This is a genomic window from Cellulomonas bogoriensis 69B4 = DSM 16987 (assembly GCF_000767165.1).
GTDB lineage: Bacteria > Actinomycetota > Actinomycetes > Actinomycetales > Cellulomonadaceae > Actinotalea > Actinotalea bogoriensis.
Map to the genome: position 1 here is coordinate 1 of NZ_AXCZ01000060.1, position 14,828 is coordinate 14,828.

A 14,828-nucleotide genomic window follows, 5' to 3' on the forward strand; every position below is an offset into this window, starting at 1 on the left:
GCGACCGGCTCGGGCTCGTCGCTGAAGACACCCAGCGCACCCGCGACACCCACCGAGGCGGCAACCACCACACCCGCGGCAGCCACACCGACCGCCGTCAGCGGCAGCCCACCCACCAACGCGGCAAGGCCACCGGTGGCCACGGCCCCGACCCCACCGGTCCCCGCGCCTGCGGCTGGGGCTCCCGCCCCGACGGACCCCGCACCCACCGACCCTCCGCCGGCAGAACCAGCACCCACCGACCCGGCCCCCGCAGATCCGGCACCCGAGCCTGCCGAACCGGACCCTGCCGAACCGGACCCTGCCGAACCGGAGCCTGCCGAGGCCGACCCTGCCGAACCGTTGCCCGCCGCGGCACCTGTCGCCCCCGTCACCGCCGCAGCGCCGGCCGCACCACCGAAGCCGACGCCCTGCAGTGCCGCGACAGCGGCGGCGCCCACGATCATGGGGGCGACCACGGCACGCATCCCGTGGTTGACGTCCCCGAGCTCCAGGACCAGGCCACGGCACTGCCCGCAGTCGTCCAGGTGGCCCTCGACCAGGGCCGTCTCACGCTTGGCCAGACCCCCGCGCACGTACGCGCCCAGCTTGGGGTTCACGACGGTGCACGCCTCGTCCGCGGGCGCGGCGAGGTGCTGCTGCAGGTACGCCTGGCGCAGCCCCTCGCGGGCCCGGTAGGCCAGGGCCGCGACCCCGTTGGCGGTCAGGCCCAGGACCGGGGCGATCTGCGCGGGGGTGAGCTCCTCGACCTCCGTGTACCAGAGGACCGCCTGCCACCGTTCGGGCAACGACCGGTACGCCCCTGAGACCAGACCCCGCTCGAAACCGGCCATCGCCGGGGCCTCCGAGGAGTCCCCCGCACCGGCGGCCGCCTCGAACGTGGACTCGTCGTCGGTGGGGGTGGTGCGGCGCAGGCTCTCGGCCCGGCGCAGGGCCACCCGCCGCAGCACCGTGAACAGGTAGGCGCGGAAGGCCGCGTCGGGGCCCCCGCCCTGCTGGATCGCGACCAGCACCCGCGAGAACGCGTCGGCCACCGCGTCGTCGGCGTCGGCGGCGCACCCCGAGTACTGGCGTGCCACGGCCCGCGCCGCGGCCACGTGCCGCTCGTACAGGACCCCGTAGGCGACGGAGTCCCCCGACCGCACAGCGGTGACGAGCTCGGCGTCGCTGGCGAGGTCCCAGCTCCCGGTGATGCTCGTCACGACCGAAGGCCTCTCATGAAGCGGATCCCGACCCCCAAGGCTCTCACGCACCTCACCCGCACCGACGCGGCCCTTCGGGTGATATCGGCGCCGGTGGCCAGGCCTTGAACACCTGGGCCGAAGTTTCTCTCCTGAACCCGCGTCATGACCACCCCGCGACCGGCTCTCATCGGACGTGAGCCCCACCGACCAGCTGCACCGCAGACGCGCCGAGCGCCTGCGGGAACGGTGGCGCGAGCGCACCGTGGAGTGCGCCTGGTTGCGCCGCACCGACTGGTACCACCCCGCGGTGGACGCCCTCACCGAGGCCGTGAGCGTGGGTGGCGCCGCCGCACCCGCCGCCTACCGGCTCGGTGAGGTGCGCGGCACGGCCGGGGTGGGCGTCGGCGAGACCATCGACGACGTCGCGGTGCTGTTCGACGTCCTGGGCGGTGAACCCGGCCTGGAGGTGCTGCGCTCCCTGTGCGAGGGCTGGTCCGCCGCGGCGGCCGACACCCTGGCGGTCAGCTCCACCTGCCTGGAGCCGGAGTCCGGCCTGCCGACCGTGGAGTACCTGGCCGTGCGCCTGGCCGAGACCTACGGGCAGGTCCGGGAGCAGGCCGTGGGCACCCACTGCCTCGTCGTCGTCGACGTCGCGACCGTGGACCTCGCGCCCTGGCGACGCATGGCGCGAGCCGCAGCGATGGGACAGGCCCTGACCGCGGCCCTCGACCCCGGGCACCCCATGGCCGCCCTGGGCGGTGGGGCGTTCACCGCCCTGGCCCCACGTGACGACCGCCTGCCCGGCACCGTGGGCCGCATCCGCGACCAGGTCACGCTGAACGCCGCGCAGCTGCAGGTCACGGACCTGGTCCGGCAGCCGCCCCGCATCTGGGTCGAGCAGCTGCCGCCCACGCACGGCCAGGCCGTGGAGCTGCTGCGGGACCTGGCGCGCTGACCCGCGCTTGCCACCGGGCCACCCCAGGGCGAAGGATGCCGCGGTGAGCCCCACCACCCCACCTCCGCACCCGCCCGCAGACGCACCCACCGCGACCGGGGCCGGTGACGACCCGCACCTGTGGCTGGAGGACGTCGACGGTCAGCAGGCCCTGGCCTGGGTCGCCGAGCGCAACACGGAGGCCACCGACGCCCTGGGCGGGCCCGAGCTGGAGGCCATGCAGGCGGAGATCCTGGAGGTCCTGGACTCCGCCGACCGCATCCCGATGGTCACCGAGGCCGGTGGGTACCTGTACAACCTGTGGCGCGACGCCGACCACGAGCGTGGCCTGTGGCGTCGCACCACCATGGCCGAGTACCGCACCCCCGACCCCACGTGGGAGGTGCTCCTTGACCTGGACGCCCTGGCCGCCGCGGAGGGCGTCAGCTGGGTGTGGCACGGCGCCAGCGTCCTGCGCCCGGACTGCACCCGCGCCCTGGTGGACCTGTCCCCCGGGGGGCAGGACGCCGACGTCACCCGCGAGTTCGACCTCACCACCCGCACCTGGGTCGAGGACGGGTTCGTGCGCCCCGAGGCCAAGGGCGGCCTGGGCTGGATCGACCGCGACACCGTCTTCGTCACCACCGACACCGGCCCCGGGACCACCACCACGTCCGGGTACCCGCGCCAGGCGCGCCGGTGGCGGCGCGGCACCCCGCTCCAGGACGCGCCCCTGGTCGGGGAGGTCGCCGAGGACGACCTGGCGGTGTGGGTGTCGCACGACCGCACCCCCGGGTTCGAGCGCGACCTGCTGGTCCGGGCCGTGGACTTCTACCACCAGGAGGTCAACGTCCTGGGCCCCGACGACGAGCTGGTCCCCGTCCCGGTGCCGTCCAGCGCCGAGGTCGGCATCAAGCGTGAGTGGCTGCTCGTCGAGCTGCGGGAGCCGTGGACGGTCCAGGGGCACGAGCACCCGTCGGGGGCGTTGCTGGCCGTGCGGCTGGAGGAGTTCCTGGCCGGGGGTCGGGACCTGCAGGTCCTGTTCACCCCGACCGACGCCTCGTCGCTGGCCGGCTACACGTGGACCCGGAACCACCTGGTCCTGACCGTGCTGGAGCACGTGCAGCACCACGCCCAGGTGTGCACCCCCACCCCAGACGGGTGGGTCACGCGAGCCCTGGACACCGTCGAGCTGGGTGCCCCACCCCTGGCCACCGTCTCGGTCGCGGGCGTGGACGCCGACGAGTCCGACGACCTGTGGGTCACGTCCACGGGGTTCACCACCCCCACGACCCTGTCCCGGGTGACGCTCGGTGCCGACGGCACACCCGACGCCGTCGAGCACCTCAAGCAGGCGCCGGCGTTCTTCGAGGCCGACCACACCGTCACCCAGCACATGGCCACGTCCGACGACGGCACCCGGGTGCCGTACTTCCTGGTGACGCCCAACGGGGTGAACGGGCCGGTCCCGACCCTGCTGTACGGGTACGGGGGGTTCGAGATCTCCCTGACCCCCACCTACGCGGGGGGCATGGGGCGGGCGTGGTTGGCGCGCGGCGGCGCGTACGCCGTGGCGAACATCCGCGGTGGTGGGGAGTACGGGCCCCGCTGGCACCAGGCCGCGCTCAAGGACAAGCGCCACCGCGCCTACGAGGACTTCGCCGCGGTGGCCCGTGACCTGGTCGAGCGGGGCGTGACGACCACCGACAGGCTCGGGATCCAGGGCGGGTCCAACGGCGGGCTGCTCATGGGTGCGATGCTCACCCTGTACCCCCGGCTCGTCGGGGCCGTGGTGTGCCAGGTCCCGTTGCTGGACATGCGCCGGTACCACCGGCTGCTCGCCGGGGCGTCGTGGGTCGCCGAGTACGGGGACCCCGAGGACCCCGCCCAGTGGGAGTACATCCGCACGTTCTCCCCCTACCAGCTGCTGCGCGAGGACGAGCAGTACCCGCCGGTGCTGTTCACGACGTCCACCCGGGACGACCGCGTGCACCCCGGCCACGCCCGCAAGATGGCGGCCCGCATGCTGCAGATGGGCAAGGACGTGCTGTCCTACGAGAACATCGAGGGCGGGCACGGCGGGGCCGCGACCAACGCCCAGGCCGCCCACATGGCGGCGTTGGCGTACCGGTTCCTCTGGTTGAGGCTCGGCACGTCCACCCCGTGAGGGGCGTGCCGGGTCAGCGTGAGGGTGGGAACGGCCGCCACAGCACCAGGGTCCTGGTGCTGGACACCCGCGCGGGGCGGTGCCCGCGAGGCACGGCCACCACATCACCGGCGGGCCCGGCGGCGAACACCCGGTGACCGGGGTCTGCGGCCGGCCGCAGCTGCTCGACCTGCTCCCGCAGGCGACGGACCTCGGCCTCCAGGGCCAGGATCCGTTTGATGCCCTGCAGGTTGATGCCCTCGTCCTGGGACAGGCGCTGCACCTCGCGCAGGGTCGCGATGTCCCGCAGGGAGTACCGGCGGCCCCGGCCCCGTGCCCTGCTGGGGGACACGAGGCCGAGGCGGTCGTACTGCCGCAGGGTCTGCGGGTGCATGCCGGCGAGCTCAGCGGCCGTGGAGATCACGAACGCCGGGGCGTCCGGGTCGATGTCCTGCGGTCGGTGAGCCATGGTCGCCTCAGGTCCCGGCCCGGGCCCGGAGGTCGGCGCGGACGTCCACCCCGTCGGTGGCCTGCGCGAACGTCTCGACCGCGGCACGGGCGTCGTCCGACAGGCGCTGGGGCACCACCACCTGGACGGTGACCAGCAGGTCGCCGGGGCCCTTCGCGGCCGGCACGCCCCGTCCCCGCACCCGCAGGGTGCGACCCGAGGGGGTACCAGCGGGGACCTTCACCCGCACCGTGGCACCGTCCAGGGTGGGGACGTCGACCTGGGCCCCCAGGACGGCCTCGGGGAACGTGACGGGCACCGTGACCCGCAGGTCGTTACCGTCGAGGGTGAACACCGGGTGCGGTTCGACGGTCACGGTGATGACCAGGTCCCCCGCGGGGGCGCCTCCCTCACCGGGGCGACCCTTGCCGCGCAGGCGGATCTTCTGGCCGTCCCGCACCCCGGCGGGGATGCGGGCGGTGACGCGGCGACCCTCGACCGACAACGTGATCGTGGAGCCCTCGACGGCCTGCCGGAACGGCAACGTGGTCGTCGCCGACAGGTCCACACCGGTGCGGCCGGCACGAGGGCCGGCGAAGCCACCGCCCCCACCGAACAGGCCACCGAGGATGTCCTCGAAACCGCCCCCGCCGCCTGCACCGGGAGGGGGCTGGTTGTAGCGGACGCGCGGGCCTCCGGCCCCACCGGGGTGGGCACCGGCCCCGAACAGACCCCCGAAGAGGTCCTCGAAACCGGCACCGCCCCCGGCGGACGGGCCACCGGAACCGGCGGCGAAGCGCGCCCCGCCGCCGGCCATCGCCCGGATCGCGTCGTACTGCTGGCGCTGCTCGGGGTCTGACAGGACCGCGTACGCCTCACCGACGTCCTTGAACCTGGCCTCCGCCGCTGCGTCGCCGGGGTTCTGGTCCGGGTGCAGGGAGCGGGCCATCTTGCGGTAGGCCTTCTTGATGGCGGCCTGGTCGGCGTTCTTGGGGACACCGAGCGTGGCGTAGAAGTCCTTCTCGAACCAGTCCTGACCGGTCATCGTCTCCCTCCCTCCCGGGTGCTGGTCGTGGGTGCTGCGGTCACGGCGTCAGGACGGGTCGGCGACGGCCACACGGGCCGCCCTGACGACCCGCTCCCCCACCCGGTGCCCCGGCTGGAGGACCTGCACGACCGTCGGCTCGGTGACGTCGTCGGCGTGGGAGTGCATGAGCGCCTCGTGGACGTTCGGGTCGAACGGCTCCCCCGCCGTCCCGTACCGCTCCCACCCGAACCGCTGCAGGGAGGTCTCGAGCTTCTCGGCGATGGACGCGAACGGCCCGTCGGCGAGCTCCCCGTGCTGGCGTGCCAGCTCGACGTCGTCCAGCACACCGAGGAGCGACTCGATGACCTCGGTGACGGCCTGCTCACGGGCCACACCACGGTCACGGTCGACGCGGCGACGGTAGTTGACGTACTCGGCCTGCAACCGCTGCAGGTCCTCGAGCCGTTCGGCGGCGAGCGCCTCGGCGGGGCTGCCGGCCCCCTCCCCTGCCGGGGTCCCCTCGGTGGGGGCCCCGGCAGGGTTGGTGGAGGTGTCGGTGGCCGTGTCCGACCCGTCGGCGGGGGCGGGTTCACGGACCTGCCCCGTCTGGGGGTCGATGCGCCGCTTGTCGGTGAACCGGGGCCGCTCAGCGGCCTCGTCGGGCGTGTCGCTGTGCTGGTCGGTCACTTCTTCTCATCCTCGTCGACGATCTCGGCGTCGACGACGTCCTCGTCCGTGGTGGACGACGCCGTCGCGTCCTCCTGCGGTGCGTCGGTGGCGGCCGCGGCGTCCTGGTCGGACTTGTAGATCGCCTCACCGATCTTCTGGCTGACGGCCATGAGGGCCGCCTGCTTGGCCTTCACGGCCTCGACGTCGTCACCCTCCAGGGCGGTCTTCAGCTCGCCGACGGCCGTCTCGACCTCGGTCTTGACGTCGTCCGGGACCTTGTCGGCGTTGTCGGTGAGGGTCTTCTCGGTCGAGTAGACCAGGGCCTCGGCCTGGTTGCGGGTCTCGGCCTCCTCACGGCGCTTCTTGTCCTCGGCGGCGTGCTCCTCGGCCTCCTTGACCATCCGGTCGATGTCCTCCTTGGGGAGGGCGGACCCACCGGTGATCGTCATCTTCTGCTCGGTGCCGGTGCCGCGGTCCTTCGCCGAGACGTGCACGATGCCGTTGGCGTCGATGTCGAACGTGACCTCGATCTGCGGCACACCGCGCGGGGCGGGGGCGATGCCGGTGAGCTCGAACGTGCCGAGCGGCTTGTTGTCGCGGGCGAACTCGCGCTCACCCTGGAACACCTGGATGAGGACCGACGGCTGGTTGTCGTCCGCGGTGGAGAAGATCTCGCTGCGCTTGGTGGGGATGGCCGTGTTGCGCTCGATGAGCTTGGTCATCACCCCACCCTTGGTCTCGATACCCAGGGACAGCGGGGTCACGTCGATGAGCAGGACGTCCTTGCGCTCACCCTTGATGACACCGGCCTGCAGCGCGGCGCCGACGGCCACGACCTCGTCGGGGTTGACGCCCTTGTTGGGCTCCTTGCCGCCGGTGAGCTCCTTGACGACCTCGGTGACGGCCGGCATGCGGGTCGAGCCGCCGACGAGCACCACGTGGTCGATCTGACCGACGGAGATGCCCGCGTCCTTGATGACCTGCTGGAACGGGGCCTTGGTCCGCTCGATCAGGTCGGCGGTCATCTGCTGGAACTGAGCACGGGTGAGCTTGGTGTCGAGGTGGACGGGGCCGTTCTCGCTCATCGACAGGTACTGCATGGAGATGTTGGTGCTGGTCGCGGACGACAGCTCCTTCTTCGCCTGCTCGGCGGCCTCACGCAGACGCTGCAGCGCGATCTTGTCCTTGGACAGGTCGACGCCCGCGGTGTTCTTGACCTCCTTGATGAGGTGGTCGACGATCCGCTGGTCCCAGTCGTCACCACCGAGGCGGTTGTCACCGTGGGTGGCGCGGACCTGGATGGTGGAGAAGTCGTCCTCGTCCTTGCCGACCTCCAGCAGGGACACGTCGAACGTGCCACCACCCAGGTCGAACACGAGGATCAGCTCGTCCTCCTTGCCCTTGTCCAGGCCGTAGGCCAGGGCCGCGGCGGTGGGCTCGTTGACGATCCGCAGGACGTTCAGGCCCGCGATCTGACCGGCGTCCTTGGTGGCCTGACGCTCGGCGTCGTTGAAGTAGGCGGGGACGGTGATGACCGCGTCGGTGACGGGCTCACCCAGGTACTCCTCGGCGTCGCGCTTGAGCTTGCCGAGCACCCGGGCGCTGATCTCCTGCGCGCCGTAGGACTTCTCGTCGATCTCGACCTTCCAGTCGGTACCGACGTGGCGCTTGACCGAGCTGATGGTGCGGTCGACGTTGGTGACGGCCTGACGCTTGGCGACCTCACCGACCAGGACCTCGCCGGTCTTGGAGAACGCCACGACCGACGGCGTGGTGCGCGAACCCTCGGCGTTCGCGATGACGGTGGGCTCCCCGCCCTCGAGGACGGAGACGACGGAGTTGGTGGTGCCGAGGTCGATGCCGACAGCTCGTGCCATGGGTGATGCCTTCCTTCGAGTGCTGGGGTGGCGCGGTGCGCGCCGGGGGACGTTGAGCCTGCTGCACTCAAGTCTGCGCCGGAGGCCTCGGTGATGCAAGTCCGGGATGCCAGAGTTGAGTCTGGTTGGCTCAACGTCGCGGCCGCGGTGCGCATTCCCCTCCGGACCGGAGCCGAGGTTGACGCGTCGGGGAACAACCGGACCCACGACGGCTCGGGTGTGTCGAGACGGACACCTGCGACGCACACCGACCCGCCCGCAGACCGCCTTGCGCGCGAGCGCGTCCGCGCGTTGTCCGGTGTCGCACGAGCGTGTCCGGACGGTCGATGACGTCCGCTCGCGCGCCCGTACCGTGTGCGGATGCGCCCTCCCATCGCTCCGTTCGACTCCGGGTGGATCAACCGGCCTGAGGATGCCCGTCTCTACTGGGAGACGTCGGGCAGTCCCGACGGCCGTCCGGCCCTCTACCTGCACGGCGGGCCCGGCAGCGGCCTCGGTGGCGGCGACTACCGTCGCCGGTTCGATCCCGAGCGCTACCTGCTCGTCGGGCTGGACCAGCGAGGCTGCGGGCGCAGCACCCCGTGGGCGATCGACGACCTCGATCGCCTCGACAGCAACACCACCGCCACCCTCATCGCCGACATCGAGGCACTGCGTACTCATCTCGGCATCGACAGGTGGCTCGTCCACGGCGTGTCCTGGGGGTCGACGCTCGCGCTGGCGTACGCGCTGGCCCACCCCCACCGCGTCACCGAGCTCGTGCTCACCGCGGTCACGACCGGGAGTCGCGAGGATATCGACTGGATCACCGAGGGCGTGGGCAGGGTCTTCCCCGAGGCGTGGGAGCGGTTCGGGGCGACGACGCCGGCGGGTGAGCGCGTCGTCGAGCACTACGCGCGCGAGCTGCGCGATGCGGACCCCGCCGTGCGGTCTGCGGCCGCGGACGCGTGGGACACGTGGGAGGCGACCCACATCTCGCTCGACCCGAGCTGGCAACCTGGTGCGCTGCATGACGACCTCCGCGAGCGGGCGAACTTCGCCACCCTCGTCACGCACTACTGGGCCCACGACTGCTTCCTCCCCGGCAGCACGAGCGTCCTGGCACGCGCTCACGAGCTGGCAGGGATCCCGGGCGTGCTCGTCCACGGGCGTCGCGACATCAGCGGCCCGGCGATCACACCGTGGAAGCTGCACAAGGCGTGGCCGGGCAGCGAGCTGCACGTCGTCGAGTCGGAAGGCCACGGGGGCGACATGGAGATGGAGCTCACGTGCCGGGCGATCGACGAGTTCGCGGATCGGTGAGCTCCTCGTGCGAACAGCCGGGCAGCGACCCGACTCAGGTACTCAGGGATTCGGACAGCTTGACGAGACGAACGGCGCCGCACCAGCCTGACCAACACGCTCAGACCCAGCGACCGGCAAGGCCGCCGAGGTAGTCGGCGCCGGTACGGGTCGGACCGTCGGACGCGCTCCGTCCCGCGGCGGCGGCCGTCGCCGTCTGGGTGTCCTGGTCACGCACGACCATCACCGTCGTCCTCCTCGTCACGTCGGGGCGCGTAGGGCTGCTCGTCGGCGAGGCCATTCGTCTCGGCCACCGAGGCGAACCACGACCCACGGCTGAAGGACTTGACCTCCACGAGCAGAACATCGACGACGCGATCGAGATCCTCAGCGAGATGCTCGGCGGTCTGCCGGAGCTTGTCGAGGGGCTCCTCACGGCACGACCCCACCCTGGGCGTTCCGGACCGGTGGAGCCGTCAACAACCCGCTAACCTAGCCCACAAATCCGCTAACCTAAGCAACGGATTAGCACATTTAGCGGAACGTGAGGGGATCGCGTGCAGTCGTTCACCGACCTGGACCAACTCATCGGCGCGGTCCCGTTCGCCATCGTCACCGACCTGCGCACCGTCGACATCGGTCGCGGCAGCGAAGCCCTCTACCGCGACAAGCTCCCCGCACTGCTCACCAGCCTCGCCGACCGCGCCCGGGTCGCGAGCATCGAAGCGTCCTCAGCCATCGAAGGCGTCGTCGTCGAAGACCGCGCCCGAGCCGCCGAGATCCTCGCGGGCCGAGCAACCACCCTGCACACCCGCTCCGAACAGGAACTCGCCGGGTACCGCGCCGCCCTCGACTACCTGTACCAGGAGGCATGGCGGCCCCTGAATACCGGTCTGATCCTGCACCTGCACCGGTTGCTGTTCGGGTACACCCAGATGCCCGGCGGGACGTTCAAGCAGGTCGACAACGTCGTCGTCGACCGCCTCCCCGACGGCACGAAGGTCAAGCGGTTCACCCCGGTCTCCGCCCAGCAGACCCCGTCCTACGTGGACGAGCTCGTCACCCGGTACGTCAGTACCGCGGCGGCCAACCGGCATCACCCAGTATTGCTCGTCGGGCTGTTCGCTCTTGACCTGCTCACCATCCACCCGTTCCCCGACGGAAACGGGCGCATCACCCGCGCGTTGACGAACGCCCTCCTGCAGGACGCCGGCTACGATGTCACCCGCTACGTGTCCCTCGAGACGTCCGTCGCCCGGTCCGCCGACGCGTACTACGCCGCCCTGCTCGACTCCACGCACGGGTGGCACGACGCCGCCCACGACCCGTGGCCGTGGCTGCGGTACTTCACCAGAACGGTCGCGGACTCCTACGAGCAGTTCGCCACCCTGACAGCGACCGCACGCGTCGGAGGCTCGAAGCAGGACCGCGTGCGCACGTACGTCCTTGAGCACGCACCGGTCACGTTCCGCATCGCTGACATCCGCGCCGCACTGCCAGGGGTCTCTGATCCCACGATCCGCCTCGCCCTCAACCAGATGAAGGCCGAGGGGAGCGTCGAGGCGGACGGTGCCGGCCGGGGCGCCACCTGGACCCGGCACGCGAGGAGTGGGTGATCGAGCGTCGCAACGAGATCCCCCAGGCCCAGCGGGACGTCCACACCCACTAGGTCCCGAACCTTGGGGCCCGGTGTGGCCGGGTGCAGGCAGGTCGTCGCCTAGGCCGATGTGTCCTCGATCGCCCCGCCGAGCTCGCCCTGGACCATCATGAGGACGGCGCGCTCGCCAGTGATGACCCAGTTCCCCCCGGACAGGACCGCCGCGGCGACGAACTCGTGGGCGACGATCGCCTCGACGAAGGCGACCCGGTCCTCCGTGCTGCAGCGGCACCGATCGTCGCGATGGGTGGCCTGTGGGCGGCAGCGGGAGCGATCGCACTCGCCCTGCCCGCGCGTACCCTCGCCGGCAGGGGGGCAGGGGGAGCCCTCCTCGTCGGTCGATGGCGCGGGAGGCGGCGGACGGTGCCCGCTGGCTCGCCGGACATCGCGTGGTCGGCGGCCTGGCGCTCATCGGTGCGCTCGCGAGCGTGGGTTACATGCTGCCCTTCTCGATCCTCGTGCTCGTCGCGCAGGAACGGCTGGGACTCGACGGCGTGGGCTACGGCGTGCTCCTCGCCGTCTCCGCGCTGGGCGGTCTGCTCGGAGCGTCCATCGCGGCCCGGGTGCGAGGACGGATCGGCTACCGGTGGACGATCGTCGGCAGCCTCCTCACCGGGGCGGGTTCGCTGCTGGCTCTCTCGACCACGACGAGCCCTCCGGTCGCCGCGGCCCTCCTCGCGGTCTACATCCTTCATGCGGTGGTGTGGGGGATCTGCGCGACCTCGCTCCGGCAGCGACTCGTCCCCGACCGGCTCCGAGGGCGGGTGAACGCAACGTCGAGGGTCCTCGGCCTGCTTGGGCTGGCCATCGGTTCAGTGCTGGGCGGCGTCCTCGCGGTCGTCGACCTGGCTCTCCCCGTGGCCGTCGGGGGCGCCGCCTTCGTCGCGTGCGCGGCCGGAGCCTGGATCGTCCTGAGGCCGGGAGGTGGCTGCGCGCACCTCCAGGGAGCTTCACCTGCCACTGGTCGTGGGTCACGCCGTCACGCGTGATTGTCGCGAGGTCGCCCTCAAGCGGGTAGCACGTCGTCGAACGTTCCTGCGGGGTCGCGGTCAGGAACTCCCAGACACCCACCAGCGGGCCACGGGTCGTCGCGTTCAGGTCCGTCCAGCCCTTGCGTGCGTCGCCCGTTCCGAAGACGAGGGTGTACTCCGACTTCTGCTGCGGACGGGGAACTTGCTGTCCGCGGGCGCTCATGCCTCCGGACGCTCCACGACGTCGCCGTTACCGTCAAGCCACGTGAGATCGGCGTTGTCCCGAGGAACCCCGGCGGCGTACGCCTCAGCGGTTGCACGCCACGCGCTCAGCTTGATCGCGAGCGGCTCGAACCTTCCGACACCAGCGCACGCGCGAGCGATGTCAACGATCTCCTTCGCCATCACGTCCTGCTCGGCGTCGCTCAGGAACGTCATCCACGGGAACGGCTGGCGAAGCCGGTGAGCGAACGACCCCGGCCACTCTGCGACCGCGCTGGCAACGATCTCGGCCGCGAACTCCAGGCCGGCGCGGTTGGCCTGCACAGTCGCGGCGGTGGTGAGGACGAGGTCCTCACCGTCACGGCGGGTGATCGTGACCTCGCCCCGCTCGGCGGCAGCGGCGACCTCCTTCGGGGAGCGCAGCAGTTCGGAGAACGTGGCGGTAGGCATGCGACCAGTGTTCTGAACTATTTCTGATGTGTGAAGCGCGAGGTCCAGGACCTGCTGAGGTGTGCAGGCCGTGGGGACCCGGCCGCACGGGTCAGGTCCGGTGGTGCCTCAGCCGGCGATGTCGCGGACGGGTCGGCACGGGTTACCTACGGCGACAACGCCAGCGGGGATGTCCCGCGTGACCACCGAACCGGCCCCGATGATGCTGTTGTCGCCGATCGTCACCCCGGGCGTGATCGTCACCGAGCCGCCGAGCCACACGTTGTTCCCGATCGTGACGGGCTCGGGGCGCTCCCAGCCCTCGAGGCGCCGCACGGCGTCCTCGGCGTGGTTGGGCGTGTAGATCGAGCAGCGCGGGCCGATCAGGCAGTCGGCACCGATGGTGACCAGGCCCCCACCGATGACCATGAAGTCGGCGTTGATGAAGGTCCGCGCCCCGATCACCAGACGGTCGCCGTAGTCGATGGTCAGCGGCGGCCGGAAGTCGATCCCGTCCTGCGCGGCGGGGACGAGCTCGCGGAACAGCCTGCGCGCCTCGTCCGGGTCGGAGTGGTAGACCTCCCCGATCCGGGCACACGTCGCGTGGGCCTCCCGCGTGAGCTCCTGCAACGCGGGGGACGTGCGATACCTCATCCACCCGTCCGAGAGGAGGCTCCGCAGATCCTCGTCCTGCTCGGCGAGGGCGGCCAGTCTGGCGGCCCGCCCTGTCACGTCACCCATCGGGACCCCTTGATCGACAATTAGTATTGCCGTTGAACTTATCCGCCGATCGGCGTGCGGGCAAGCGCGCCGTCATCTCACCGGCCGACCCCCGCCAGGAGGGATCCCCGGTCCATGAGGCGGTCGGCGCCGGCGAACCGTGCGGCGGCCACCACGGCGGCCCGGCGGCTGAGCAGCCGGACGACGGCTGCGGCGAGGGCATCCCGACGTCGCGCCGTGGTGCTCGGGCCGGCCCTACGCCCGTCGAGGGACCGCAGCACCGCGTCGGCGACCTGCTCCGGGCTCTGGAAGTCGTCGCCGTACTGCGCGGTACCGATCTGGTCGAAGAACTCGGTGCTGGTCAGCCCTGGGGAGAACACCAGGGTCCGCACGCCCGTGCCCCGCAGTTCCCACCACAGGGCTTCGGTGAAGCTCAGGACGAAGGCCTTCGACGCCGCGTAGACGGCCATGCCGGGGATCGGCTGGTACGCCGCGACGCTCGCGATGTTCACCAGGTACCCGGTACCCGCGGCGGAGAGCTGCCCGACGAACGCGCGCGTGAGGTCCACGACGGCGCCGACGTTGACGGCGACGAGGGAGGCGAGCTGCTCCGGGTCGTCGTCGGCGAACGCTCCGTCCGTGCCGAACCCGGCGTTGTTGACCAGGCTCGTGACGCGCACCCCGCGCCGGTCGAGCTCGGCCGCGAGGGTGGCGCCCGGATGCGGGGCCGCGAGGTCGAGGCCGACGACCTCGACGCGGGTGCCGTGGGCGCTGCGCAGCTCGGCCGCGAGGTGCTCGAGACGGTCGACGCGGCGCGCGACGAGCACCAGGTCGGACCCTCGAGCGGCCAGTCGGCGTGCGAGGGCGGCGCCAATCCCGGAGCTCGCGCCGGTGACGATCGTGGTCTGTGTGGAGTGATCGAGAGATGTCATGGTGGCACTCTAGAGCCCAACTGGCACTCAGTGCCATAACCGCGTCCGCATGACACCGTGGTTAGCATGGGGGCCGTGGACACGAGGAAGGACACCGCACCGACCGGGCTGCGCGACCGCACCCGCCGGGCGGTGCGCCAGGAGATCTCCGCCGCCGCGATGGACCTGTTCCTGCGGGAGGGGTTCGAGAACACCACGGTCGACCAGGTCGTCGAGGCGGCCGGGATCTCCCGGCGGTCCTTCTTCCGCTACTTCGCCACCAAGGAGGACGTCGTCCTGGGGGACCTCCTCGAGCGTGGCCGACGGGTCGCGGCAGAGCTCGCCCGCCGGC

General features: G+C 71.7%; 15 protein-coding genes. 6 read left to right on the forward strand and 9 right to left on the reverse strand.

Annotated elements, in window-relative coordinates; genetic code table 11:
* Positions 1-1,202 (reverse strand): sigma-70 family RNA polymerase sigma factor (locus N869_RS16930; RefSeq protein ID WP_198025996.1); only part of this gene is annotated, 1,202 nt, incomplete at its 3' end.
* A 175-nt stretch (positions 1,203-1,377) separates the two neighbouring features.
* On the opposite strand from N869_RS16930, the gene N869_RS07390 reads away from it, so the two are divergent.
* Complete coding sequence (locus tag N869_RS07390) at positions 1,378-2,139, forward strand: hypothetical protein (protein ID WP_052105213.1); 762 nt, start codon at positions 1,378-1,380, stop codon at positions 2,137-2,139.
* A 43-nt stretch (positions 2,140-2,182) separates the two neighbouring features.
* Positions 2,183-4,285: a prolyl oligopeptidase family serine peptidase gene (locus tag N869_RS07395; RefSeq protein WP_052105214.1), complete on the forward strand. Its 2,103-nt coding sequence runs from the start codon at positions 2,183-2,185 to the stop codon at positions 4,283-4,285.
* A gap of 13 nt (positions 4,286-4,298) precedes the next feature.
* Here N869_RS07395 and N869_RS07400 read toward each other — a convergent pair whose 3' ends face one another.
* Genes N869_RS07400 through dnaK form a run of 4 tightly spaced genes read right to left on the reverse strand, consistent with a single transcriptional unit; the run spans position 4,299 to position 8,285 of the window.
* Positions 4,299-4,733, reverse strand: coding sequence for a heat shock protein transcriptional repressor HspR (locus N869_RS07400; protein ID WP_035059775.1), 435 nt, complete (start codon positions 4,731-4,733; stop codon positions 4,299-4,301).
* A 7-nt stretch (positions 4,734-4,740) separates the two neighbouring features.
* Positions 4,741-5,757: a DnaJ C-terminal domain-containing protein gene (locus N869_RS07405; protein WP_035059777.1), complete on the reverse strand. Its 1,017-nt coding sequence runs from the start codon at positions 5,755-5,757 to the stop codon at positions 4,741-4,743.
* Between the two features lie 48 nt (positions 5,758-5,805).
* Positions 5,806-6,426 carry a nucleotide exchange factor GrpE gene (gene grpE / locus N869_RS07410; protein ID WP_035059779.1) on the reverse strand — a complete coding sequence of 207 codons (621 nt, stop codon included), beginning with the start codon at positions 6,424-6,426 and terminating at the stop codon, positions 5,806-5,808.
* Positions 6,423-8,285, reverse strand: coding sequence for a molecular chaperone DnaK (dnaK, locus tag N869_RS07415; protein WP_035059781.1), 1,863 nt, complete (start codon positions 8,283-8,285; stop codon positions 6,423-6,425). The genes grpE and dnaK overlap by 4 nt, the downstream gene beginning before the upstream one ends.
* Before the next feature lie 360 nt (positions 8,286-8,645).
* Between dnaK and pip the strand changes: the two genes are divergently transcribed.
* Positions 8,646-9,587, forward strand: coding sequence for a prolyl aminopeptidase (gene pip / locus N869_RS07420; protein ID WP_035059782.1), 942 nt, complete (start codon positions 8,646-8,648; stop codon positions 9,585-9,587).
* A gap of 209 nt (positions 9,588-9,796) precedes the next feature.
* Here the strand turns inward: pip and N869_RS18755 are convergent, their stop codons facing one another.
* The gene (locus N869_RS18755; protein ID WP_269545872.1) at positions 9,797-9,922 is read right to left on the reverse strand and encodes a hypothetical protein; all 126 of its coding nucleotides are present in this window, start codon (positions 9,920-9,922) and stop codon (positions 9,797-9,799) included.
* A gap of 201 nt (positions 9,923-10,123) precedes the next feature.
* On the opposite strand from N869_RS18755, the gene N869_RS07430 reads away from it, so the two are divergent.
* Together N869_RS07430 and N869_RS07435 are read left to right on the forward strand one after the other, a co-directional pair.
* Positions 10,124-11,182 carry a Fic family protein gene (locus N869_RS07430; RefSeq protein WP_035059784.1) on the forward strand — a complete coding sequence of 353 codons (1,059 nt, stop codon included), beginning with the start codon at positions 10,124-10,126 and terminating at the stop codon, positions 11,180-11,182.
* A gap of 382 nt (positions 11,183-11,564) precedes the next feature.
* Positions 11,565-12,212: an MFS transporter gene (locus N869_RS07435; RefSeq protein WP_232229651.1), complete on the forward strand. Its 648-nt coding sequence runs from the start codon at positions 11,565-11,567 to the stop codon at positions 12,210-12,212.
* A 201-nt stretch (positions 12,213-12,413) separates the two neighbouring features.
* Here N869_RS07435 and N869_RS07440 read toward each other — a convergent pair whose 3' ends face one another.
* From N869_RS07440 to N869_RS07450, 3 genes are all read right to left on the reverse strand, one after another.
* The gene (locus N869_RS07440) at positions 12,414-12,866 is read right to left on the reverse strand and encodes a hypothetical protein (RefSeq protein ID WP_035059785.1); all 453 of its coding nucleotides are present in this window, start codon (positions 12,864-12,866) and stop codon (positions 12,414-12,416) included.
* 108 nt (positions 12,867-12,974) lie between these two features.
* Positions 12,975-13,586 (reverse strand): sugar O-acetyltransferase, encoded by a 612-nt coding sequence (locus N869_RS07445; RefSeq protein WP_052105216.1) that lies wholly within the window; start codon positions 13,584-13,586, stop codon positions 12,975-12,977.
* A 77-nt stretch (positions 13,587-13,663) separates the two neighbouring features.
* The gene (locus tag N869_RS07450; RefSeq protein ID WP_052105217.1) at positions 13,664-14,497 is read right to left on the reverse strand and encodes an SDR family NAD(P)-dependent oxidoreductase; all 834 of its coding nucleotides are present in this window, start codon (positions 14,495-14,497) and stop codon (positions 13,664-13,666) included.
* Between the two features lie 75 nt (positions 14,498-14,572).
* On the opposite strand from N869_RS07450, the gene N869_RS07455 reads away from it, so the two are divergent.
* Positions 14,573-14,828: helix-turn-helix domain-containing protein (locus tag N869_RS07455; protein ID WP_035059800.1), on the forward strand; the 256-nt coding region annotated here is incomplete at its 3' end.

What these genes read in the sequence shown, in the direction of transcription:
- N869_RS07435 (WP_232229651.1), top strand. Translation starts at nt 11,565, where the DNA reads ATGGCGCGGGAGGCGGCGGACGGTGCCCGCTGGCTCGCCGGACATCGC.
- N869_RS07445 (WP_052105216.1), bottom strand. Translation starts at nt 13,586, where the DNA reads ATGGGTGACGTGACAGGGCGGGCCGCCAGACTGGCCGCCCTCGCCGAG.
- dnaK (WP_035059781.1), bottom strand. Translation starts at nt 8,285, where the DNA reads ATGGCACGAGCTGTCGGCATCGACCTCGGCACCACCAACTCCGTCGTC.
- pip (WP_035059782.1), top strand. Translation starts at nt 8,646, where the DNA reads ATGCGCCCTCCCATCGCTCCGTTCGACTCCGGGTGGATCAACCGGCCT.
- N869_RS07400 (WP_035059775.1), bottom strand. Translation starts at nt 4,733, where the DNA reads ATGGCTCACCGACCGCAGGACATCGACCCGGACGCCCCGGCGTTCGTG.
- N869_RS07440 (WP_035059785.1), bottom strand. Translation starts at nt 12,866, where the DNA reads ATGCCTACCGCCACGTTCTCCGAACTGCTGCGCTCCCCGAAGGAGGTC.
- N869_RS07405 (WP_035059777.1), bottom strand. Translation starts at nt 5,757, where the DNA reads ATGACCGGTCAGGACTGGTTCGAGAAGGACTTCTACGCCACGCTCGGT.
- N869_RS07450 (WP_052105217.1), bottom strand. Translation starts at nt 14,497, where the DNA reads ATGACATCTCTCGATCACTCCACACAGACCACGATCGTCACCGGCGCG.